General features: G+C 73.3%; 17 protein-coding genes. 4 read left to right on the forward strand and 13 right to left on the reverse strand.

The genetic code is table 11. The annotated features are described in order from the left end of the window. Both VM242_11290 and VM242_11295 read left to right on the forward strand, forming a co-directional pair. Positions 1-1,529, forward strand: a 1,529-nt coding sequence (locus VM242_11290) for a hypothetical protein (GenBank protein ID HVM05746.1), incomplete at its 5' end; no start/stop codon positions are given. After that, on the forward strand, positions 1,526-5,119 hold the full coding sequence (locus tag VM242_11295; protein HVM05747.1) for a glycosyltransferase: 3,594 nt from the start codon (positions 1,526-1,528) through the stop codon (positions 5,117-5,119). The genes VM242_11290 and VM242_11295, both read left to right, overlap by 4 nt. 20 nt (positions 5,120-5,139) lie before the next feature. On the opposite strand, the gene VM242_11300 is transcribed toward VM242_11295, so the two are convergent. The 13 genes from VM242_11300 to VM242_11360 all read right to left on the reverse strand — a co-directional run bounded on the left by VM242_11300 (position 5,140) and on the right by VM242_11360 (position 20,796). After that, positions 5,140-6,342, reverse strand: coding sequence for an ABC transporter ATP-binding protein (locus VM242_11300; GenBank protein HVM05748.1), 1,203 nt, complete (start codon positions 6,340-6,342; stop codon positions 5,140-5,142). After that, positions 6,339-7,163 (reverse strand): ABC transporter permease, encoded by an 825-nt coding sequence (locus VM242_11305; protein HVM05749.1) that lies wholly within the window; start codon positions 7,161-7,163, stop codon positions 6,339-6,341. Before VM242_11305 ends, VM242_11300 begins: the two co-directional genes overlap by 4 nt. Positions 7,164-7,184: 21 nt before the next feature. Further along, on the reverse strand, positions 7,185-7,448 hold the full coding sequence (locus VM242_11310) for a hypothetical protein (protein ID HVM05750.1): 264 nt from the start codon (positions 7,446-7,448) through the stop codon (positions 7,185-7,187). A gap of 327 nt (positions 7,449-7,775) precedes the next feature. Beyond that, complete coding sequence (locus tag VM242_11315; protein ID HVM05751.1) at positions 7,776-8,486, reverse strand: methyltransferase domain-containing protein; 711 nt, start codon at positions 8,484-8,486, stop codon at positions 7,776-7,778. 310 nt (positions 8,487-8,796) lie between these two features. After that, positions 8,797-9,960, reverse strand: a complete 1,164-nt coding sequence (locus VM242_11320; GenBank protein ID HVM05752.1) for a glycosyltransferase family 4 protein — start codon at positions 9,958-9,960, stop codon at positions 8,797-8,799. 63 nt (positions 9,961-10,023) lie between these two features. Next, positions 10,024-11,241, reverse strand: a complete 1,218-nt coding sequence (locus tag VM242_11325) for a glycosyltransferase family 2 protein (protein HVM05753.1) — start codon at positions 11,239-11,241, stop codon at positions 10,024-10,026. A gap of 205 nt (positions 11,242-11,446) precedes the next feature. Next, positions 11,447-12,946 (reverse strand): DUF6020 family protein, encoded by a 1,500-nt coding sequence (locus VM242_11330; protein ID HVM05754.1) that lies wholly within the window; start codon positions 12,944-12,946, stop codon positions 11,447-11,449. Positions 12,947-12,949: 3 nt separating this feature from the next. Continuing rightward, on the reverse strand, positions 12,950-13,414 hold the full coding sequence (locus tag VM242_11335; GenBank protein ID HVM05755.1) for a GtrA family protein: 465 nt from the start codon (positions 13,412-13,414) through the stop codon (positions 12,950-12,952). Positions 13,415-13,448: 34 nt separating this feature from the next. Then, positions 13,449-15,680, reverse strand: a complete 2,232-nt coding sequence (locus VM242_11340; protein ID HVM05756.1) for a glycosyltransferase — start codon at positions 15,678-15,680, stop codon at positions 13,449-13,451. A gap of 12 nt (positions 15,681-15,692) precedes the next feature. Then, complete coding sequence (locus tag VM242_11345) at positions 15,693-17,021, reverse strand: hypothetical protein (GenBank protein ID HVM05757.1); 1,329 nt, start codon at positions 17,019-17,021, stop codon at positions 15,693-15,695. 65 nt (positions 17,022-17,086) lie between these two features. After that, positions 17,087-18,904 carry a hypothetical protein gene (locus VM242_11350; GenBank protein HVM05758.1) on the reverse strand — a complete coding sequence of 606 codons (1,818 nt, stop codon included), beginning with the start codon at positions 18,902-18,904 and terminating at the stop codon, positions 17,087-17,089. A 4-nt stretch (positions 18,905-18,908) separates the two neighbouring features. Next, positions 18,909-19,565, reverse strand: a complete 657-nt coding sequence (locus tag VM242_11355) for a glycosyltransferase (protein ID HVM05759.1) — start codon at positions 19,563-19,565, stop codon at positions 18,909-18,911. Further along, positions 19,558-20,796, reverse strand: coding sequence for an FkbM family methyltransferase (locus tag VM242_11360; protein ID HVM05760.1), 1,239 nt, complete (start codon positions 20,794-20,796; stop codon positions 19,558-19,560). The genes VM242_11355 and VM242_11360 overlap by 8 nt, the downstream gene beginning before the upstream one ends. A gap of 393 nt (positions 20,797-21,189) precedes the next feature. Here VM242_11360 and VM242_11365 point away from each other — a divergent pair, with 393 nt between their 5' ends. After that, on the forward strand, positions 21,190-21,618 hold the full coding sequence (locus VM242_11365) for a YccF domain-containing protein (GenBank protein HVM05761.1): 429 nt from the start codon (positions 21,190-21,192) through the stop codon (positions 21,616-21,618). An 85-nt stretch (positions 21,619-21,703) separates the two neighbouring features. Beyond that, positions 21,704-22,471, forward strand: coding sequence for a DUF2071 domain-containing protein (locus VM242_11370; protein HVM05762.1), 768 nt, complete (start codon positions 21,704-21,706; stop codon positions 22,469-22,471). Positions 22,472-22,493 lie beyond the last annotated feature (22 nt).

Consider the following 22,493-nt stretch of genomic DNA (forward strand, 5'->3'; position numbering starts at 1 on the left):
CGGTGTACGAGACCTTCCGGGAGGCCGGCCTGGTCCCGGTGGACGTGCGCCGCACGACGGCCGGGGTGTTCGACACCGACATCGACGTCCGCCGGGAGGAGTTCGACGAGGGCGTCGTCGACGCCGTCGAGGGCGACCCCGGGTCGACCACCTACCAGTTCGTCGTGCGGGCGGTGGCGGAGGACAGCGGCGAGGTCATCGCCGCCCCGCCGCCCGCCGCCGAGCCGGCGGCGGAGCGTTCGGCGGCGACCGTGGGCCTGGTGGCCGACTGGGGCCCCGACGACCTCCGGACCGCCCTCACCGTGCGGGTGACCCACGCCGAGCTCGCCCGCCGCGTCGCCGGGGCCACGTGGCGCATCCTGGCGGCCGGCCCGACGGCCGGGCCCGGTCCCCACGACGGCGGCCTGACCGTCGAGGTCCTCGGCGCCGCCGGGCTGCCGGCCGGGCTCGATTGCGTCGTGGTCGCGGGCGACGCGGAGGGCGCCGGCGCTTCGGCGGCCCGGGCCGCCGAGTGCCCGGTGGCGTGGAGCGGCGTACGGGACGGCGACGGCCCGCCGCAGGGCGCCGGCGCCGGACGGCGCTCCGCCGAGGCGTCGACGGCAGCACACGGCCCGGTGGCGGGGAGGATTCCGGACCCGCTGCTCCTCGTCCCCCGCTTGATGCCTGCGCCGGCGCTGGCCCGGCGACTCCACTACGTCCGCATGATGGGCTGGCTCCCGCCGACCGGGTCGGGCTTGGTGGTGGACGTGGACGGTGCGCTGGCGCCGCACGTCGCCGAAGTGGCGAGGGAGGTCGACGCGGCAGCGTCCGCCGACGCCGCCGCCGTGGTGTTGATGACCACATCGGCCGGCGGCGACTCGGCGGCGGTGGCCGACGCCATCGCCTCGTCCCTGACCGCGCCGGTGCACCGCGTGCCCGGGGACGCCACCGTCGACGACATCGTGGCCGTCATCGCCCACGCGGCCGGCGTCGCCGCCACATCGCCGTTCGCCGCGACCCTGGCCCGCGCCTACGGGGTGCCCCGTCTCGACGTGGGCGCGGCCGGCGCGCCCGCCGACGTCGCCCGCGGCCTGGAGTCGGTCGACGGCGTGACGGACGTGCGGGCCGTCCAGGCCGAGCTGGACACCCAGTTCGACCGCGTCGCCGCCGTCGTCGGGGCCAGCGCCGCCGCCCGCCCGAGGCCGAGCGACACCAGCCGGGCGCTCACGACCGCCGAGTACGTCGGGGCGCTGGCCCAGGCCCACCAGCGGATGCGCGAGCGGCTGGCGGCCGAACGGCTGGCCGTCGCCGACCACGTCGGGCGACACGACGGCGAGATGGCCGCCTTGCGGGCACGGTCGGTGCGCCTGCGCAACGAGCGCAACGAGCTCGAGATCCGGCTCATCCAGGAAGCGGCCCGCCACGGCGAGTGCGCCGCCGAGCTGGCGCGCGCCCGCGCCGAGCTGGAGGCGCTGCGGAACGTCCGGGTGCTGCGTGTCCTGCGGCCGGCGCGCGCCGTCTACGCCCGGCTGCGAGGCAGCCGCTTGTGAGCACGGGCGCGGCGGGCGACGGGCGCGACGCCTCCGTCGTCGTCGTCGTCGGCCCCGGCGATCGCGACCCGGCGACCACGGTGGACGCCGCCCTCCGGTCGCCCGGCGTGGCGGAGGTGATCGTCGTGGCGAACGGCCGCGCCGCCGCCGGGCTCGACCGTCCCGGGGCCCGGCTGGTCCGCCTGGCCGAGCCCGTTCCCTTCGGGACCGCCGCCGACCGTGGCGCGTCCTTCGCCACCGGGCGCGCCCTGTGCTTCGTCGCCGCCGGCGCCGGGCTGCCGACGGGATGGCTCGCTCCCCTCCTGGAGGCCGTCGCCGCGGACGGCGTGGGATGCGCCGTCCCGCGGGTGGCGCCGTCGGCGGACGCAGCCGCCCGGCCGGCGCCCGCCGAGCAGGCGCTGCCGCGCCGGACGCAGGCGGGCTCGGCGGCGTGCCTGTGCGTGCGGCGGTCCGGGTTCACCGCCGCCGGCGGGTTCGAACCCGCCGTCCGGGGACTGCTCGCCGCCGGCGCCGAGCTCTGCGGCCGCCTCGCCGACGCCGGGCTCTCCTGCCGGTACGAGCCGGCGTCGTGCGTCGTGGACGACACCGCCACCTCCGGGAGCGAGGCGGGGCCCGACGAAGCGACACCGGGGGACGCGGTGCTCGTCGTGACCCGGGCCGTTCCCTCCGCCGACGGAGCGTACGCCGAGCGACGGGCCGCCCAGCTCGTGTGCGACCTGTCGGTGCTGGTACCGGACGGCGGCGTCACCGTCGTCGCCCTCGACGGCCGCCGGGCGGGGCAGGACGCCCCGGCACTGCTGCGCCGGGGCGTCGAGGTGGTCACCGCTCCCGAGGACTGGGACGCCTGGCTGGCCCGCCGGGCCCTGCGGTACTCGCACGTCGTCGTCACCGACCTCGCCGGGCACCGGCGCCTCGAGGCGAGCCTGCGGAGCACGCAGCCCCAGGCCCAGCGCATCCTCGCCCTCCCGTCCCTCGACTTCGAGGACGTGGCCTCGGCGGGCCCGCCGGCGATCGCCGGAGCCGAGGCCGCGGAGGCCGCGGAGACGGCCGAGGAACGCGACGTCGTCGCCGAAGCCCTCCGGGGCCAGCTGGCGCGCATGGCCCGGGAGGCCGACGCCGCCTGGTGCGCCACGTCGCGGGACCGCCGGTGGCTCGTGGGCACCGCTCCCCACCTGCGCAGCGCCGTGGTGCGCAGCGCGGCCGCGGGCGCAGCAGGGCACCTCCGGTTCGAGGAGCGCGCGGGCTATGTCGTGCTGGCCTCGCCCGGCGCCGACGTGGTCGCCGGTCATGAGGACGCGGCCCGGTTCGCTGCCACGCACATCCTCCCCGAGCTGGTCGCCCGCCACCCGGCCGCCGTGCTGCGCATCGTCACCGACGAGCCGTCGCCCGCCCTCCAGTTGCTGGCGGGGCCGAACGTCGAGCTGGTGCCCGCCTCCCCGGACCCGGCCCGGTGGTTCCGCCGGTCGCGTGTCTGCCTCGCCTACTACCCGCGGGGCGCCGGGAGCCGCGAGGCCGTCGCCCTCGCGCTCGACACCGCCACGCCGCTGGTGACGTCGTCCGCCGCGCGCCGAGACCAGGACCTCGGCGGCGTGACCGGGATCGTCGTCGGCGACGACCCTCCCTCCTTGGCGCTCGCCGCCGAGGAGATGCACCGCCTCGCTCCCCGGTGGCGGGACGCGCACGAGGCGCTGGCCCGGCTGGCCGCCGGGCCCCGCTCGCCGGCGGACGCCCGGCTGCGGCTGCTCCGGGCGGCCGCCGACGCCGGGATCGCGCCTCGGGCCGGCACCCCGCTGGCCGAGCCGGTGGGGGCCGCCGGGAGGGCGGACGAGCGACCGCTCCGGCCTCGCCGCGTCCCGATCGCCGGGTCCGCCTGGAGCGGCGCACCGCCGGCCGAGGACGGCAGCGTGCCGGAGCTGCCGGCGCCCGGCCACCAGAGCGACTGGACGGCCGTCCCCGTCGACGACCAGTACCGGCGATGGTGCGCGCGCTACGGCCCGACGTCGAAGCGGCTCGGCCGGCTGGCCGAGCGCCTCGACGGCCTGGTCCGAAGGCCGACGATCAGCGTCGTCATGCCGGTGTTCGAGACCGACCCGTCGTGGCTCGACGACGCCATCGCGTCCGTGCGGTCCCAGGTGTACGAGCACTGGGAGCTGTGCATCGGCGACGACGGGACGACGAGAGCGGCGACGCTCGCGGTGCTCGAGAGGCACGCGGCCGAGGACCCGCGGGTCCGCGTCACCCGGCTCCCGGGCCGGCAGGGCATCGCCGCCGCGTCCAACGCCGCTCTGTCGCTCGCCACCGGCGAGTTCGTCGGCCTGCTCGACCACGACGACGAGCTGAAGCCTCACGCGCTCGGCGAGATCGCCCTCGCCCTCGACGACCGCCCGACGCTCGACCTGATCTACACCGACGAGGACAAACGCGAGCCCGACGGCCGCCTGGTCGACCCCTTCTTCAAGCCGGACTGGTCACCCGACCACCTGATGTCCCGCAACTACGTCTGCCACTTCCTCGTCCTGCGCCGGCGCCTCCTCGAGAAGCTGGGCGGATTCCGCGCCGGCTACGACGGGAGCCAGGACTACGACCTGGTCCTGCGGGCGGTCGAGGCGACGACCGAGATCGCCCACCTGGCCGAGCCGCTCTACACGTGGCGGAAGGTCTCGGGCTCGACCGCCGCCGTGGCCGACGCCAAGCCATGGGCGCTGGACGCCGCCCGCCGCGCCCTCGCCGACGCCGTGGAGCGGCGGGGGACGCCCGGCGAGGTCGTCGACGGGCTCCTTCCCACGACGTACCGGGTCCGCTACGCGCTGCGGGGCCGGCCGAAGGTGTCGATCATCATCCCGACGCGCGACCGGGTGGACCACCTGCGGGGCTGCGTCGAGAGCGTCCTGGAGCGCTCCACGTACACCAACTTCGAGCTCCTGGCCGTCGACAACCAGAGCGCGGACCCCGAGACGCTGGGCTACCTCGCAGCCTTCCCGGGCCGGGTTCTCCGCTACCCGTTCCCGTTCAACTACTCGCGGCTGATGAACCTCGCCGCGTCCCATGCCGCCGGCGACCTCCTGGTGTTCTTGAACAACGACACCAAGGTGCGCACCCCGGACTGGCTCGAGTCGCTCGCCGAGCACGCCCAGCGGCCCGAGGTCGGGATCGTGGCGCCGCGGCTGCTGTACCCGAACGGGCACCCGCAGCACGAAGGCACCATCGTCGGCTACAAGGGCGGCCACGCCGGGAACGTCGACCACCGTGGGTTCTGGGGGATGGGCGACATCGTCCGCAACTGCTCGGCCGTCACGGGAGCGTGCCTGATGATGCGGCCGTCGGTGTTCTGGGAGCTGGGCGGGCTCGACGAGCGCCTGCGCGTCGCCTTCAACGACGTCGACCTGTGCCTCCGCGCCCGCCAGGCCGGTTACGACGTGGTGTACACCCCGTACGCCGAACTGTTCCACGTCGAGGGCGGCACCCGCGGCATCCACGCCCACGTGGACGACGACGACGAGTTCGAGGCGCACTGGGTGACCCACAAGTGCCTCGACCCCTTCTACAACCCGAACTTCGAGCGCCTCTACCCGTTCCGCATCCGGGGCTGACCGCCGGCGCCGAGGCGCCGTCAGACCGAGCGTGCCTTGGCGTCGATCTCCCACCGGCCGCCCAGCGACACGATGCCGAGGGTCTCTCGGGGCTCGCCCGCCTCGACGTCGAAGCGCAGCACGTGGCGGCGCACGTCGTAGGGGTGCTGGACGGTGTGGTCGTACAGCGCCGCCGACAGGTCGTAGGTGCCCGCCACGAGCAGGAACCGGTCGATGCAGAGGTCGACGTGCCCTCGACCGTCGAGGCGCCCGAGGGACCAGCCGACGTCGCGCGAATTGGGACCGGTGACGTGGGTGCCGTCGATGGTCTGGATCATGATCCCGAAGACGGGCTCGTCGATGGGCTCGTCCAGCTCGTAGTGGAGGCGGATGGTCACCCGGTCGCCGGTGCGGGTCATCGTCGAGGGGTGGCCGTCGGGGCCGAGCAGCTCGACGGCCTCGATCCGGCCCTCGCCCGAACCCCAGCGGCTGCCGTCGCCGTCGGCCTTGCGGTCCACTTGGACGGCGCCGGTGTACTCGTCCACGACTCGACGGGCCGAGTCCAGCATCTTGACCTGCCCATGGTCGAGCCACGCCACCTTGTCGCACAGGTTGTGGACCGACGTCATGCTGTGCGACACGAGCACGATGGTCTTGCCCTGGTTGCGCAGTTCCGCGAACTTCTCGCCGCACTTGCGCTGGAAGGCCTCGTCACCCACGGCGAGGACCTCGTCGACCAGCAGCACGTCCGGGTCGACGTTGATGGCGACCGAGAACCCGAGGCGGACGTACATGCCGGACGAGTAGTTCTTGACCGGCTGGTCGATGAAGTGGCCCAGGCCCGCGTAGTCGACGATGTCGTCGAAGCGCCGGCTCAGCTCCCTCTGGCTGATTCCCAGGATCGAGCCGTTGAGGAACACGTTCTCCCGCCCCGACAGCTCGGGGTGGAACCCGGCGCCCAGCTCGAGCAGGGCCGAGACCTTGCCGTTCACGGTCACGCTTCCCTTGTCGGGGCGCAGGATCTTCGCCATGCACTTCATCAGCGTGCTCTTGCCCGACCCGTTCTCGCCGATGAGGCCGAAAGTCGACCCCTCCGGCACCTCGACGGACACGTCCTTCAGGGCCCAGAACTCCTCGACCACGGCCCGGCGCTTGCGCATGAGCGTCGCCTTCAGCGACTGGTTCCGCTCGTGGTAGAGCCGGAAGCGCTTCGAGACGTCCTCGGCGGAGACGGCGAGCGTCACAGCTCCTCCGCCAGCCTTCCCTCGAGCCGGTTGAACAGGGTGAGCCCGAAGGCGAAGACGGCAACGGACACGACCAGCAGGTAGGCGAGCTGTCCCGCCGGCGGCATCCGCAGGTGGTAGAGGAGGTCGCGGAAGGACTCCACGAAGCCGACCATGGGGTTCAGCTGGTAGAGGGCACGCGCCGGGACCTCCACCCCGAGGATGTTCATTCGCTCGGGCACGAGCGTGAGCGGGTAGACGATCGGGTTCAGGTAGAACCAGACCTGGAACAAGATGCCCACCAGGTGCTCGACGTCGCGGAAGTAGGCGTTGACGATGCTGAACGCGAGGCCGAGCCCGGTGACGAAAAGCGTCAGCACGACGATGAGCAGGACGGTCACCGTCAGGTACGGCAGCACCATGTTGCCGAACACGAGGAAGACGGCGCACAGCAGCGCCATCTCGATCAGGTGTGCCACCAGCGACGACGCCACGGTCGAGGCGACGAGGAGGTCGCGCGGGAAGTACGTCTTCTTGATCAGGTTGGCGTTGGCGATGAGGCTGCCGATGCCCCCGCCCACCCCCGAGGTGAGGTAGTTCCACGGCAGGAGACCGCACAACAGGAACAGGGCGAAGTACTTGATCCCGCTGGGGTCGCCCCGCGGTGGCGTGACCTTCAGGATGTACCCGAAGACCAGCGTGTAGATCAGCATGGTGGCGATCGGGTTGAGCAGCGACCACGCCCACCCCAGCAGCGACCGCTTGTACTTGGACCGCAGCTCACGAAGCGTGAGGTTGGCCATCAGCTCCCGGGAGGCCGTGTACTCGGCGATCGTGGTCACGGCGAGCCTCCGGGCACCGGGTCAGGTTAGGCGTCGGGCGCCGTCGGGGTCGAAACCCCGGACGCGGAAGTCGCGCCGGGCGTCGGCGCCGGCGTCCACGCCGACGAGAACCGCATTGGCATTGCGGTAGACGGAACCGTAAGGGCACGCCAGGTCCTCGTCGAGATCGACCTCGCGCCAGTCGTGGGCCGCGCCCACCGACCGAAGAGGTGCCGCCGCAACGGCGCTCGAGCCACTCCGGACATAGGCGTCGAGGCCGGGCCCGTAGCCGATCGGAACCGTCACCAACAGCCTGCCCCCGGCCGCACAGCCCGGCGCATGCCTTCGAGCCCGCGGAGCGGGCCGGGGCCCCTCTCCTCCTCGTCGAACGCCACCGTGCTCGAGCGTCGAGATGGCGACGGGCGACGTCGTTCGGCTGGGCACGACGCAAGAGATCTCCGCGCCGTCGAATCGACTCGGGGCGAAGTTCGACGACGCCTCGTCGACCGGTACCTGGCATGGCGGGGACGTCCTGCGCCCCCGCGTCGAGCCCAGGACGCCGGCGCGAGACGCTCGGCGTCGTCTCGCTCGGCGGCCGATGGGAGATTCGGCGAGAGGCGGACCCGTTGAGGTCTACCTGGGTTGGAGTCTGTAGACGACGCTGCCGCCCAGGCACTTGACGCGCTCCAGCCGGCGTTCGGCGCTGGCCAACCACCGCGGGATCCGCCGGGTCGTAGCCGGCAGCAGGTGGAGGTAGCTGCGGGACACGACAGCGAGGCCCGCCTGGTTGAACAGCGGCTCGATCGCCCAGGGGCGTAGGTGGTCCTCGTCGTGGCCGGCGCGGCGCATGCGCTCCTGCTGCAACGTCACGTACGGATGCCAGATGTTCGGCTCGACGGCGAGCCACAGGCCACCGTGGCGGAGCACGCCACGGACCGCCCGGAACTCTTCGAGGTGGCGGTGGAAGTGATGGATGACGTCGATGCTGTAGACCAAATCGAAGGTGTCGCCGTCGGGAAGAGCGCCGACCGCGCCGTGAGTGAAGCTGATGTTGGGGCCGGCGTAGTGGTCACTGGCGTAGGCCACCATCCGGTCGTCGACGTCGACGCCGTGGAACTGGGTGTCGGGGTGGTGCGCGGCCAACTGAGCGAGGAGCGTGCCCGCCCCGCAGCCCAGCTCCAGCACGTCGTGCGGCGGCTCGGGACGGAGCGACAACGCGTCATCGACGAGGTGTCGCCGTCGGTCGTGGAGGTGCCCGACGCGAGTGGCTTCGTACTCTGCAGGCGACAGGTTGAAGTGCGTCTTCACTGCCGCACCCGGGTGGCTCCGACCAAGATCCGCCATTGTAGGTACAGGCGGCGACGGTCGGCGTCAGACCGCGACCGCGACCACGTCAGTGCGCTCGTCGTTCGCCGTGCGGATATCGCCTCGTCTACCGCTGCCTCTATCGGTGGACGGTTGGCCGCCGAGCGGTTGTACCGCCACCCCGGGCGGAACGGCCGAGGCCGGTCGTGGGTGCGCACCACGCCACCACCAGCCGCCGCTTGGCCCTCGACGTCCAGCGTCTCCGTCCCCGCCTCGACATCAGGTCGCCCATCCACGCCGGGCGCCACTCGTTGGCCGTGCTCACGCGCCGGGAGAAGTACCACCGGGATCAGCTGTCCGGCGCGGCGGCACCGACCTCGTCGACGATCCTGCGGACCGAGGCGGACGACGCCAGCTCGGCGGCGCGCCGGCGGAACCACGAGGCGCACCTCGACCGCAGCTCGGGACCGCCCTCGTGCACGGCGAGGATCCCCCGGGCGATGGACTCCGGCGACCGGTCGGGGACGACGAAGCCGTTCACCCCCTCCTCGACGAGCTCCACCGCCGCGTTGTCTTCGCCGGCGACGACCACGACCGGGGTGGCCCAGGATGCCGCCTCGACCACGACCAACCCGTACCCCTCGCGCATCGACGGCACGACAAGGCACGTCGCGGCCTTCATGGCGGCGGCGACGTCCTCGGAGGGGACGAACCCGGGCGCCTCCACGGCCTCGCCCAGACCGAGCTCGGTGATCGACGACATCACGGACGCCCGAAGCGGCCCGTCGCCGAGGATGATCGCCCGGAGTCCCGGCAGGTGCCGGCGGGCGACGGCGAGCGCCGGCGGGAGGGCGTCGACCTGCTTCTCGAAGGTGTGCCGCCCGGCGTAGACGACCAGCGGCGGATCGGGGCGCTCGATCGACGGCGACCCCTCAATCGGGCCGCCGTAGAGGCCCGTCAGGCGCACCAGCTCGCCGGTGAACCCGCCGGCGCGAAGCCGCCGGGCGGTCAGGTCGGAGAAGGCAAACGCCTTCGGCGTCAGCCGCACGCACAGGCGCTGCACGAGAGCACCCACGCGTCCGAGGACCGGACCGGCGTATCCGAGCCAGTACCGACTCGACCACAGCTCGAACCAGTCGACCTGGACCCGGGTGGCGGTCCCCGCCAGCGCCAATCGCGCCGCCGGCAGGGCGAGATACGGGAAGGAGCACAGGTGCACCACGTCGTAGGACGACCGGTGGCGGGCGAGGTGGCCCCCGACGCCGGCGCCGAAGCGGAGGGGCGGCACCGGCAGCCTTCGCCCGGCGGGGTCGTAGAGCGACCCGCCCGGGCTGACGGCGACCACGGTGACGCCGTCGATCGAGGGCGCCTCGCCGTCGCGCCACTGCCGTCGGGTGAGGTACGTCACGTCGTGGCCCGCGGTCGCCAGCTCCGTCGCCAGCTGCCGGTACCACCGCTCAGCTCCGCCGACGGTCCAGGGGTAGAGGCAGTCGTAGACGAGGCAGATGCGCACGGGAACTGGGGAGTGTAACGAGGGTGGGCGGTCCGAGGGCGGGGCGCCCCCGCCGGGGGCGGGTCAGCCCGGCGTCGCCGCTTCGGCGAGCGCCTCGACCGAGTCCTCGAAGGCGACGACGTCGGGCGGGAGCCCCGCGACGCGGCGAAGCCCCAGGATGCTGAGGAAGAAGCTGGACAGCACCGTCTGGCTGCCGAGCACCATTCCGAGGACGGCGGGAACGGCGGTCCGGACCGTCCGGCCCGCCTCCATCTCGCCCCAGCGGGCGTCCCGCCAACCCACGTAGGCGACGACCGCACAGGCGGCGCCCACGGCGATCATCGCCACACCCGCGGCCAATCCCGTCTCCAGCCGCACGTACCGGAACACGCGGTTGAACCGGGGATCGGGAGGCAGCAGGCCCTCGGCCTGGGCGTGGACCTTGGTGAGGCAAGCGAACAGCACCGCCTGGTAGCCGATCACCGTGAGCACCGAGGCCGCGACCAGCGCGCCGACGCCCAGCCGAAGACCGCCGGCCTCGATCGGCGTTACCACCAGCGCAGCGGTCAGCAGGCCGCCGACGACGGCGAGGAGCATCCCGGGGTACAGGAAGAGCCATCGGGGGCTGTAGAGAAGCAGGAACCGCAGGTGGCGCCAGCCGTCACGCCAGCTGCGCAGGTGCGGGGGCCGGGTCCGCCCGTCGGGGAAGAGCGTGATCGGCACCTCGCTGATGGTGTACCGCCGCAGGGCGGCCTTGACCACCAGCTCGCTGGCGAACTCCATCCCCGGGCTGCACAGGTCCAGGGCGAGAACGGCTTCGCGTTGGAAGCCCCGCAGGCCACAGTGGAAGTCCCTGCACGGCGCCTTGAAGAACAACCGCCCGATCCGCGACAGCACCGGGTTCCCGAGGTACCGGTGCAGCGCCGGCATGGCGCCCCGTTGGATGCCTCCCGAGAACCGGTTCCCCATTACCACCTCATCGCCCGCCCGGAGGCGCTCGACGAAGGCATCGAGATTCGTGAAGTCGTAGCTGTCGTCAGCGTCGCCCATGATCACATGGCGCCCGCGAGCCGCCCGGATGCCGGCGATGAGCGCGCTCCCGTACCCCTTCTCGGCCACCATCACGACGCGCGCGCCGTGCGACGCGGCGATCTCGGCAGAGCCGTCGATGCTCCCGTTGTCGGCGACGACGACCTCGCCGTCGATGCCGCGCTCGTCGATGAAGCGTCGCGCCTTGACGACACAGGAGGCGACCGTCTCCGCCTCGTTGAGGCACGGCATCAGGATCGTCAGCTCGGTCAAGCGTGCTCCTGCGTCGGTGAACTGGTCGGCTCACGGTCCGGCCCCGCCGGGTGTCCCGGGTGCCCATCCTGGCTCGCCTTCGCGGACTCTAACGCGGCGGCGTCGGTCGTGCGGCGATCCGCGCTCCAGCGCGAAGGACCGTGCCCCCGTGTCCTTGTCGCAGTGGCCGGCAGAGCGAGGTAAGGACGCCGACTTCCGAGCCTGCTCACCCCGGTCCGATGCCCTCGCCCACGCCGGGCGCACCGGCGAGCACTCCGTCATCCCGGGCCTGACGCTCGCCGGGTGAGCGGTGAGGAGCGGATCGCGAGCCGTCGCTTCTCGCCCCGAGGGCAACGGCCGGGAGCAGCATGGCGCCGAGCAGGACTCCCGCGAACATGTAGCGGGCGTCCTGCGCCGGGCTGACGAGGAACACGGAGAACTGCAGCGCGACAGCGGGAAGGGCGGCGAGTAGGAGCGACGCCCGCCGCAGCCGAGCGACGGTCACGGCGAGGACGGCGAGACTGAGGTAGATCCATGTCGTGCCCCGCCACAACAGTCGCTGCACCGCCGGGTCGTCCATGCGGTCGATGGTGGCGACCGCCGCCCGCTCGATCCCCGGGATCAGCGGACGCGTCCGCAGGCCCAGGTCGTTCCGGTCGATCCCCCGGCTGACCGTGAACACCGAACCGTCCACCCACGGCTGCCACGCGATCGCGCCGACACATAACCGGTTGGCGAGGACCCGCCGGGGCTGCTCGCGCAGCGTCTCCGTCCACAGCGCGAGGTAGTCGCCGGCGCGGCCCTCGACCTTCGCCCAGTCAAAGTCGGGCGAGTGCTGCCAGTTCGCCGAGCCGCAGCCGTACGACGCGGATCGGGCCCGCCACACCTCGAAGGGAGCGTTGCGGGCGAGCACGGCGCGGTCCTCGCGCTCGAACACTGCCGGATGCGTCCTCGCCACGGCGGCGATGTCGTGCAGGAAGAGCCCGATGGTGGCCTGGGTGGGCGTCCGGGCGACGCCCATGGCCGGGTAGACCACTGATTTCAGTACGAAGGTGAACGCCAGGACGGCAGCGGCGGCGGCGGCCACCCGCCGTCGGTCGCCCTTCAGCACGATGCCGAGTACGGCAAGCACGGCCAGGGCGAACAGGACGCCGTTCTGGCGAAAGGCTGCGGCAACCAGGAGCCACGCCGTCAGGGACGCCACGGTCGCCCCGCCCACGGCATCCCCGGCCATGCGGAGCCTCGTCACGTCGAACACCCTCGCCGCCGCGAACAGCACCGCGGCGGTGTACGGGACGTCCTTCCACAGGCTTACGGCGAAGGCTCCCACCATGGGGCTGGCGGCGACGACGGCGCTCACGACCAGGACCGGGCGGAGCGGAGCCCCGAGGCGGGCGACCGCCCGGGACACGGCGACGATCGCCGCCGCCAGGAACAGGGACTGGCCGAGCGTCACGAGGTCGGGGCCGCCGACGATCTGCGCCGACAGCCACACCGAGGCGGTGTAGGCGGGCGCGTGGATGTCGACCCAGCCGCCCCCCGTCGCCTGCTGCCAGACCGCCAGCGAGTCTGCCGACATGAGCCCGGGCCGGAGCGCGGCGTACCACGCGAGCATCGGCAGCCAGGCCAGGACGGTCGCGCCGACCGCGGTCCGCTCGGGCCGGAGCCGTGCGGCCATGCCGTGGTCGGTGTCGCTGACCGCCACCCCCGTCGACAGCGGGGTCACCGTCTACGCCGGTTCGTCGTGGGCGAACACGAAGCGGTTGAGGATCAGGAACTTGACGAACCAAACCACGCCGACCGACGCGAAGGCGCCGGCCATCACCAGCACCGTCCGGGTGCCGTGGCTGATGGCTGCGCCGGCCGTCCGGCTCTCCACCAGCGACACCATCACCGACGACACGAGCAGGCCGACGGCCGCCACCCCCCAGAAGGGCACGACCTCCCGAAGCATGTCGGAGCGGCCGCTCCGACCCCACACCCACATCCTGTTCAGGTAGTACGAGGCGACGGCCGCGACGGCGAAGGCCAAGAGGTTCGCCGCGGCAGCCGACCAGCCGAGGCCTCCGAACGCCACCGCCAGCACCGCTTGGCCGACGACGACCGACGCCAGCGACGCCACCAGGTACCTTGCCGTCTTCCGCCCGCCGGGCGACCGCAACCATACAGCCCCGCGCACCGTCTCGAGCTGCATCGCGGCGAGCGTAGCCCCGGTCGGGGAGGAGGGCTCACCGTGCGCCGCCGCGGGACGGCGGCCACCCGGCCGCCACGCGGCGGAACCGGCGCCGACCGGCCACCAGGCCGCGGCGGACGACCTCCCGGACCTCGACGGCGGGCGTGTGGCCGTTAGGCTCACCCGCCCGGCCAGCGTGGCGGTCGTCGCCGTCGCCCCCTGCGGCGCGCAGCGCTCGCTCGTACCGTTCCTCGGCCACCCACAGGAGGCTTTCCCGGAGCTCCAGCTCCTCGCTGAGGTCGTCGAGCCGCTGCCGCCACGCCAGGCCCTGGCCGTGGGCCAGATCGGGGAGCGGCCGCAGGGCCGGGGGCAGGGCCTTGCGGAACTCCTCCAGGATCACCTGGGCGCTGTGGTAGTCCGACATGGTGGACCGCATGCTCGTCGACTGGAGCCGGTACCAGTAGAGGGGCTCGGGGACGGTGGCGATCGTGTAGCCCGCGAACAGCAGGCGCACGTAGAGGTGCCAGTCCTCGAAGCCGACGCCGTGGCGCTCGTGGTACCCGCCGACCGCATCGAGCACCGACCGCCGGACGAGCGCCGGCGCCCCGCCGATGACGTTCTGCACGGCGGCGAGGTAGAGGGGCCCGCCGGCGAAGACCCACGTCCCGCGTGAGTCGCTCTCCCGGGGCGCGCCCGTCGGGTTCGTGAACGACCGCATCGCGCAGGTGACGGCGTCGGCGCCGGTGGCCTGGGCCGCCCGGACGAGCGTCGACACGAATCGGGGCTCCGGCACGTCGTCGTCGTCGGCGAACGCCACGAGATCGCCCCTAGCCGCGGCCGCGCCGGCGTTGCGAGCGGCGCCGAGATAGCGGTTCTCCTGGTACAGGACGCGCAGGGGATGGCGCCACGACCGGCCGGCGATGGCGCGCAGCACCTCGTGCGACTCCGGCCGCTTGCTCCCGTCGTCCACCACGACGATCTCCATGGCGTCGTAGTCCTGGGCGTCGAGCGCCTCCGCGGCCGTCGTGACGAGGGCCGGTCGGTCGTGGTGCGACAGCACGGCGGTCACGAAGGGCCGCTCCCGCACGGTCACGGCGGGTGACGGCTCCCAGGCCAGCACCTCGTCCCACAGGCGCAGGCTCTCGGCCATGTCGAACGCCGGCCGCACCGGCGCCGGGGTGGCGCCGGCCCCGAGCACGGTCCGCAGGCCGGCCGCCATCGACCCCGGTTCGGGCATCACCAGGCAGCGGTCCCGGTCGTCGGGGTGGACCAGCTCCGGCGTCCCGCCGGCAGCCGTCGCCAGGAAGGAGACGCCGTTCTCGATGCACTCGTAGATCGTGTTGGGCGAGTTGTCGGTCAGCGAAGCGATGACGGCCAGGGTCCCCGGGCGCTGGAGGTGGCGGCGCGCCGCTTCGTTGTCGTACGTGAGGTGGAAGTCGACGCCCGCCACCGCCCGGCGGACCTCGGCGTCGAGCATGCCCAGCACGTCCTGCGTCGTGTAGGTCGCCTCGCGACCGAGGAACGAGAGGGTCACGCCCTTCAGGAGGGACGGACCGACGGCGTTGAGCGCCCGGGTGAACACCTGGACCCCCTTGCGGCGCTCCAGGCGACCGAAGAAGGCGATCTCCCCGAGCGGCGCCGGCCGTCCCCTCGACGGCCCGTCGGGGGGTGGGTGGCCGGTGGTCGCCGCCGCCGCGTGCCCTTCGGTGAAGTACGGGACGACGAAGCGGCGGTCGGGGAGGGCCCACCCCGCTGCCGCCATCCAGTCGATCAGGTAGCGGCTGGGCCCGAGGATGGTGTCCGCCATCTCGGCGCTGCGCTGGCCGGCGTGGGCCAGCGCCTTGTCCTCGACGTCCAGCGCGACCTGGAGGTTGGCCTCGTGCAGCCAGGCGTCGGGACCGTGGCAGATGTGCACGAGCTGGGTGCGCTCGAAGGCGAGGCCGACGTGCTTGGCCTGCATGCTCGCCCATCCGAGGGCCAGCCAGTCCTGGAACACGATGGTGTCGAACCGGCGATCCTTCAGGTGCTCGTAGACCCGGTAGCTCGGGGCCAGGTGGCCGGGAGCCACGATCATTGGCGCCGCCACCTCCAACGCGACTCCTGCCGCCCGGTAGCGCTCGGCCCACGCCTCGTCGAGCGGCGTGGCGTGCCGGGTGTGCAGGAGGGTGACGTCGTAGCCCTCGCTGGCGAGGACGAGCGCGTAGTACGACGTCGCCGTCCCGATGCCGCTGTTCGTGAGCAGGCCGAGCAGGTCGCTGACCACGAAGCAGACACGTCGCTTCCCCATCACCATCACCGCTCAGCGCCTCCGCAGGGAGCGGTGGACGCTGAGGTCGAGGGCCTTCTTCGACGGCGCCGCACCGGCCGCCAGTCCGACCTCGAGGAAGTGGCAGATCGGCCCGCCCGGGTGCGCCGCTGCCTCCGGGTGGCGGCCCACGTACCAGTCGGTGTCGAACAGGGGCCCAGGGTCGTGGCCCTCGAAGCGCCCCCGGGTGACGAAGTGGGTGAGCGGCCCCGAGTCCTCCGGCGGGGCGCCGGGGTGGTGCCGCACGTACCAGGCTGCTTCGAAGAGCGGGTGCGGCGACCGTGCCTCGCGGCAGCCGTGGGCGACGTAGTGCGCGAACGGCTCGATGCCCGCCTGGGCGATGTCGCCGTTCTTCAGCAGGTACCAGTCGACGCTGAACAGCGGGCACGGGTCTCGCCCGTCCTGCCAGCCTCTCGTGGCGTAATGCGTCAGGGGCTCGGCGCCGGCCTCGGCGACGTCGGGGTTGGCCCGCAGGTACCAGGCGGGATCGAACAGCGGGTGGGGGCTGCGGCCGTCGCGCCACCCCGTGCTCAAGTAGTGCAGGAGGGGGTTGGCGCCCAGCGCGGCGACGTCGGGGTTGGCGCCCAGGTACCACCCGGTGTCGAACAGCGGGCTGGGCGAGCGGCCCCGCTCCCAACCGGTGTGGACGAAGTGCGTCAGGGTGTCGGTCCCCGCTTCGTACTCGGGGCAGTGGGCCGCGTACCAGGCGGGGTTGAACAGCGGGTGCGGCATCCGCCCCTCGTGGTGCCCTTGGTGCGCGTAGTGGGCCAGTGGCTCGGCGCCGGCCGCGACCACATCGGGATAGACCTCGAGGTACCACGCCGTGTCGAAGAGGGCGTTCGGCTTGCGGCGCTGGTGCCACCCCGCCTCCACGTAGTGGACGAGCGGGTTCGTGTCGGACGCCGCCACGTCGGCGTACTCGGCGAGGTAGAACGACACGTCGAACAGGGGGTGCGGGTCGCGCCCCTCCCGCCATCCCCGCTCGAGGAACTGAAGCAGCGGGTTGGCGCCGGACTCGGCCACGTCGGGGTTGCGATCGAGGTACCAGGCCGGGTCGAACAGCGGGTGCGGCGACAGGCCCTGGGCCCACCCCGTCTCGAGGTAATGGACGAGGGGGTTCGTCCCCGGGTCGCCGACGCCATCCACCTGGGCGACGTACCAGCCGGGATCGAACAGCGGGTGCGGCCACCGGCCCCCCGTCCAGCCGGTGCGCAGGAAGTGGCCGAGCGGGTCGGACCCCGAGGCGGCGACGTCGGGGTACCGGCGCAGGTACCACGCCTCGTCGAAGACGGCGCGCTCGGTACCGGCTTCGACGGGGGCCATCGCGGCACAGCATAGAGGCGCCTCTCCGGACGCCCGCCGTGCCCGGCGGGCCGAGGCAGAGACCCCTATCCGTCGGGGCCGGGCGGTCCGGGCGCATCTCCGCGCGCCGAACCGGTCCCGACGAAGAACACCAGCGGGTTGCGGCCGTGCTCCACGGAGTCGGGGTGCTTCTCGACGTACCAGCCGGTGTCGAACCGCCCCGTCGACAGACCCGACTCCGCCCCGACCGTGAGGTAGTGGCTCAGCGGGTCGAGCCCCGAAGTGCCGACGTCGGCGTTCACCTCCACGTACGACGCCGTGTCGAACAGGGGGTGCGGGTCCCGGCCTTCCCGCCACCCGAACCACAGGTAGTGGACCAGCGGGTTCACGCCGGCGCGCGCCACATCCGGGTTCTGTTCGAGGTACCAGCCCGGGTCGAACAGCGGATGGGGGCTCCTCCCCTCCCGCCACCCGCGACGGCAGAAGTGCTCGACGGCGTCGGCGCCTTCCGCGACCACGTCGGGATTGGCCTGGAGGTACCACGCCGTGTCGAACAGCGGGTGCGGGGGGAGCGCCGCCCGCCTCCCCCGCTCGAGGTAGTGCTCGAGCGGGCTGCGCCGCCACCCGTCCGCGGCGGCGTGCTCGCGCCCGTACCACGTCGTGGCGAACAGCGGATGAGGGTCGCGACCTTCACGCCAGCCGACGCGGAGGTAGTGCTCGACCGGATCGTGGCCACGGGCGACGACGTCGCGGTTGCCGGCGGCGTACCACTCGGGGTCGAACCACGGGTGGGGTGCACGGAGCCGGGCGGCGCCGTGCCGGCGGTAGTGCCAGAGAGGGCCGAGTGGGGCGTCCAGCGCGGTGGGCGTCGTGGAGACGTAGAACGCCTCGTCCCACAGGAGCGCTGCCGGGCCGACGATCCGGCGCAGGCGCCTGCGCCCCGGAAGGCGCCGGGCGACGGACTGAGCCGCCGACCAAGCCATGGGTCGGCGGGTGAGAGCGACCAGCTGCTCGGGCGTGGGCCCGTTCGCCGCGTCGCGCTCGGCAGCCGCCCACGCCGCGCCCAGGAGGGCGTTCTCCCGGGTCAATCGGGCGTTCTCGACCCGGAGAGGGGGGTCGACCGACGGGCGCTCCCGCAACTCCCGAAGGTCGCGCTCGACCAGCGCCTTCTCCTGCTCCAGCCGCCGGCACGCGGCGTCGAGCTCGAAGGCACGCTCGGTCGCGACCGCCGACTCGGCCGACCGGCGGGCCTCCGCATCACCGAGCGCCCGATGGTACGCCTCGGGGTGGACGACGGAGCGTTGTCGCGGCGCCGACAGCGTGACCTCGGGGAACCGATCCCGAGCGGCGTAGACGACGACGCTCTGACGGATCCACAGCTCGACCTCGCCGTCCTCCCAGAGCAGCGGCCGGACGATGTCGTGGGGGACGTACCCGAGCTCGCCGAAAACGCTGTCCCACCACGACGGCCATCGGGCGTTCGCCGTCCCCGGCGCCGCCAGGCCCGGCATCACCGACGCGAAGGCCACGGCGGGGGCCGCGTCGACGAGCGTCCGGGCGAGCACGACGGCGGCGCCGGGGGGGAGGCGCTCGCCGGTCCCGACGGCGACGGCCAGGTCGAAACGGCGATCCAGGACGAGCGGCCGGCGGAGGTCGTGGGCCAGCGTGGGCCGGTCGGTGCCGGCCAGGGCGGGATGCCGTGGCGGGCGGACCACGAGCACGTCGTCGACCCCCCGAGCCCCGAACTCGCCCGACCAGCCGGAGTGGGCCGAACCGACGTCCACGACGGATGCCGGGCGGACCAGCGACGCCAGTACGTCCACGACGGGCGACAGGCCACGAGGTGACGCCGCCGTCGCCGGCCGGCCGTCGCCCTCGGGCGAGAACCCCTGCAGGCCGGTCACGGCGTCACGCCTGCTCCGACGGCTTCCAGCTGTGGCTCCAGTGATGGACGGCGTACGCGTCCGGGAACACGTCTCCGGCCCGCTCCGGCTCGGTGAAGTGGTACGGGTAGAACAGCGCGGCGGGGAAGACGGTGACGGGGTCGTCGGGGTGAGCCTCGGTGTACGCCTGGTACCGCCGGGTCACGTACTTCGGCCCGGTCTGCTGGTTGGGCGGCGCGTCCTGGTTTTCCTGGATCGAGTGCGGCAACCCGTCGATCAGGTCGGCGACGAACGGGTGCCCCGGGACGGCGCCCATGATCCCGGTCGCCAGCCAGCGCCCGTCCTCGGTGGCGATGAAGCAGCTGGTCCCCGCGATCAGGGCGTCCAGCGGCTTCAGCGGCTCGAAGTCGGTGTCCACGTACACGCCGCCGTACCGGTGCAGCAGCTCCAGCCGGGCGATGTCGGCGCGCTGCGCGGGACTGGGTGCCCGGTCGAACCACTCCTGGTGCGTGAGGGCGGGGAGGTCCCAGTCGCGCCACGTACGGACCAGCCACCCGGGGTGGAGGTCCCGCCAGGCCTTCCCGTAGCGGGCCACCACCGGGGGCATCGGCCCGCCGAGCCAGATCCGGTGGATGACCTTGGGTATCCGCACGGAAGCCCCGGCGGCCGCACGCTCACCCATGAGCCGGTCCGAACTCGACGAGCAACTGCGGGAAGGCGCCGATCTCCACCGCCTCCTCGAGCGACCGCCGCACCGGCGAGCCGTCCGGCGCCACCGTGGCGAACGAAGCGCCGTGACGGTCGCGGTACTCGCCGAGCAGGCCCACCAGCGGCTCCCACTCCTCGCCGAAGAGCGCCCGCACGAACTCGATGGCCACCGTCCGCACGCGGCCCTCGGCGATCGTCCTCGCCAGTCCCTCCAACACGTGGCGCTCGGCGCCCTCGACGTCGACCTTCACCAGCGCCACGTCCACCCCGGCGGGCACCAGCTCGTCCAGCGGGGCCGCCTCCACGACGACGGTGGACGACGAGTCGGTCACCACGCCGGCAGGGCGCGCCTGGTGATCGCGCAGGGAGCCGTTGCCGCGGAACCTGCTCGTGCGGTGGAACGCCAGCTGCGCGCGCGACGAGTAGGCGGCGACGGCGAGGGCTTGGCACCAACCGCTCACGTAGTTCAGGTCGAGGTTCTCCTGCAGGACGCCGTGCACCTCGGAATCGGCCTCCAGCGCCATGACGTGCCCGCCCGGGCCGACCAGCTGGGCCAGGAGCACGCTGAACACGCCGACGTTGGCGCCGACGTCGACGACGAAGGCGCCCGCCGCCACGTGCCGCTCGAGGAAGCGCACGAAGGGTGGGTCGTAGACGCCGTCGAGCGCCAGGTCAGGTGTGAGCGACCGGTCACTGGCGAACGCCAGCAGCCTGGCACCCCACGTCGTGCGGACGAGCAGCCGGTCCGCCCCGACCGCCACCGCCGGGGGAGCCGGGCAGGGGCCTCGTCCGTCCGCCCGGACCCCCCTTGGGACCACGTCGGAGCCCAACCAGGCGACGACGTCGGCCGGATCGGGCGATGCGCCGTCCGGCATGACCGGGCCGGCGTCGGCCAGAGAGCGGAGCCAGGCGACCGACGCGGCGACACCGTGCCCGCGCGTCGCAGGATCGGCACCGACGAGGACCGCTCGGGCGTGCCCGTTCCGGAGGTACTCGTGGGCCGGCTCCACCACGACGAACGGGTCGTCGCCGACGAGCTCTCGCACCCGCCGCGCCGTCGCGACGCTGTCGAGCGCGGGAACGACGAGGACGGCAGGCGCGCCCTCCGCCACGAGCGGCCGTGCGAGGTGCACGAGGGCGACGAACTCCGCCTCGTTCACCGAGGTGAGGCCGACCGCGAGCCGGCGAACGGAATTGGCCGCCATGGGCACGACGAAGGAGCTTACGACCGCGGCGCGTACGCACGGCCGCGGCCGAGCCGGCACCGCGCGAGCCCGGCGACGGCCTGCGATCGATCAGGGGCGGCGCGCCGAGGCAGAGAGCGAGCTCTCTCCCTGCGGCGCCCGGCGCGGCGGTGCGGAACTACGCCGGCTCCGCGGCCCAGGGTGTCGCCAGCTGGAAGTAGTTGCCGTCGGGGTCCTTCCCTTGACGTCGCTGTGGGGACCGATCGCCAGGCTGCCGTCCCCGGCGCGGAAGCCGAACCACCCGTTCGCCTCGTCGCTCCAGTCGGGGGTTCGGCGCGCCCAGGACTCCGGTGACGACGCGACTCGGACGGCGCGGTAGCGTCCTCCGCCGGGACAGGAGGAGGTGACGCCCTCGTGAAGACTGTGGGCAACCTTCTCTGGCTCTTCCTGGCCGGGATCTGGCTCGCCCTCGGTTACGCGATCGCCGGGGTCGTCAACTGCATTCTGATCGTCACCATCCCGTTCGGCGTCCAGTCCTTCAAGCTCGCCGGGTACGCCCTGTGGCCGTTCGGCCGCATGGTCGTCCATCGACCCGACCGCGACGTCGCACTCGGTTGCCTGGGCAACGCCCTCTGGTTCGTCTTCGGTGGCGTCTGGCTCGCCCTCGGTCATCTGGTCACCGGGCTGGTGTTGTGCCTCACGATCGTCGGCATCCCCCTCGGCATCGCCAGCATCAAGATGGCAGGGCTGGCGCTGGCACCGTTCGGCAAGCAGATCGTCCCCGTGGGGACCGTGGCCCCGACGGGTCGGGGGACGTTCCGGCCGCCTCCCACCCTGGGCTGACGACGCCGCGTCGTCCGCCGTCCTCCCGGCGTCGGCTCGTGGGACGGGCGTGTCGGCGTGGCCGTGCAGGGGGACAACAGGTTCCGTGGCGGGAAACCGGCCGGAGGAGAAGGTGGCGGTCCCCATCGCCCACCAGAGCTGGCGCCACGTCTCGTTCCTGCACTGGCGCTACCCGGCCGACGTCATCCAGGGGCTGCTGCCCGACGGCCTCACCCCCGACCTGGTCGACGGGTCGGCGTGGGTGGGCCTCACGCCGTTCCGGGTGGAGGGCCTCCGGCTCCCCGGGACGCCGGCGCTGCCGGTGGTGTCGCAGTTCCCGGAGACGAACCTGCGGACCTACGTCGTGGACGCCGACGGCACCGACGGCCTGTGGTTCCTCTCACTGGACGTGGAGAGCGCGGTGATGGTGGTGGCCGCTCGGCTGGGCCTCGACATCCCGTACTTCCCGGCCGAGATGAACGTCGAGGCCGGCGACACCGTGCGCTACGAGAGCCGGCGGGTCGGCCAGCCCGCCGCATCCCATCGCATCGAGGTCCGGCCCGGGGCGCCGCTGGGCGACGACGTGTCAGAACGGGACGCCGCTCTCCTGGGCCGCTGGCGGGCCTTCTCGGAGGTGGCCGGCCGGTTGGTCCAGGTGCCGGTCGAGCACGAGCCGTGGCCGGTGCACGCCGCCACGCTGGTCGAGCTGGAGGAGTCGGTCACCACCGCGGCCGGGTTGCCGGCGCCCACCGGCGATCCGCTCGTCCACTACTCCCCCGGCGTCGACGCCCGCCTCGGGCCACCGCGGCGCGCCGCGTCCGCGACCGCGGGCTCGACGGGGACGCCCGGCCCTGGCCACCGGTCCACGAGGTGATCACGACGCCGGCGGGCGGGCC

Source organism: Acidimicrobiales bacterium, assembly GCA_035540975.1.
In the GTDB taxonomy this organism is placed as follows: domain Bacteria; phylum Actinomycetota; class Acidimicrobiia; order Acidimicrobiales.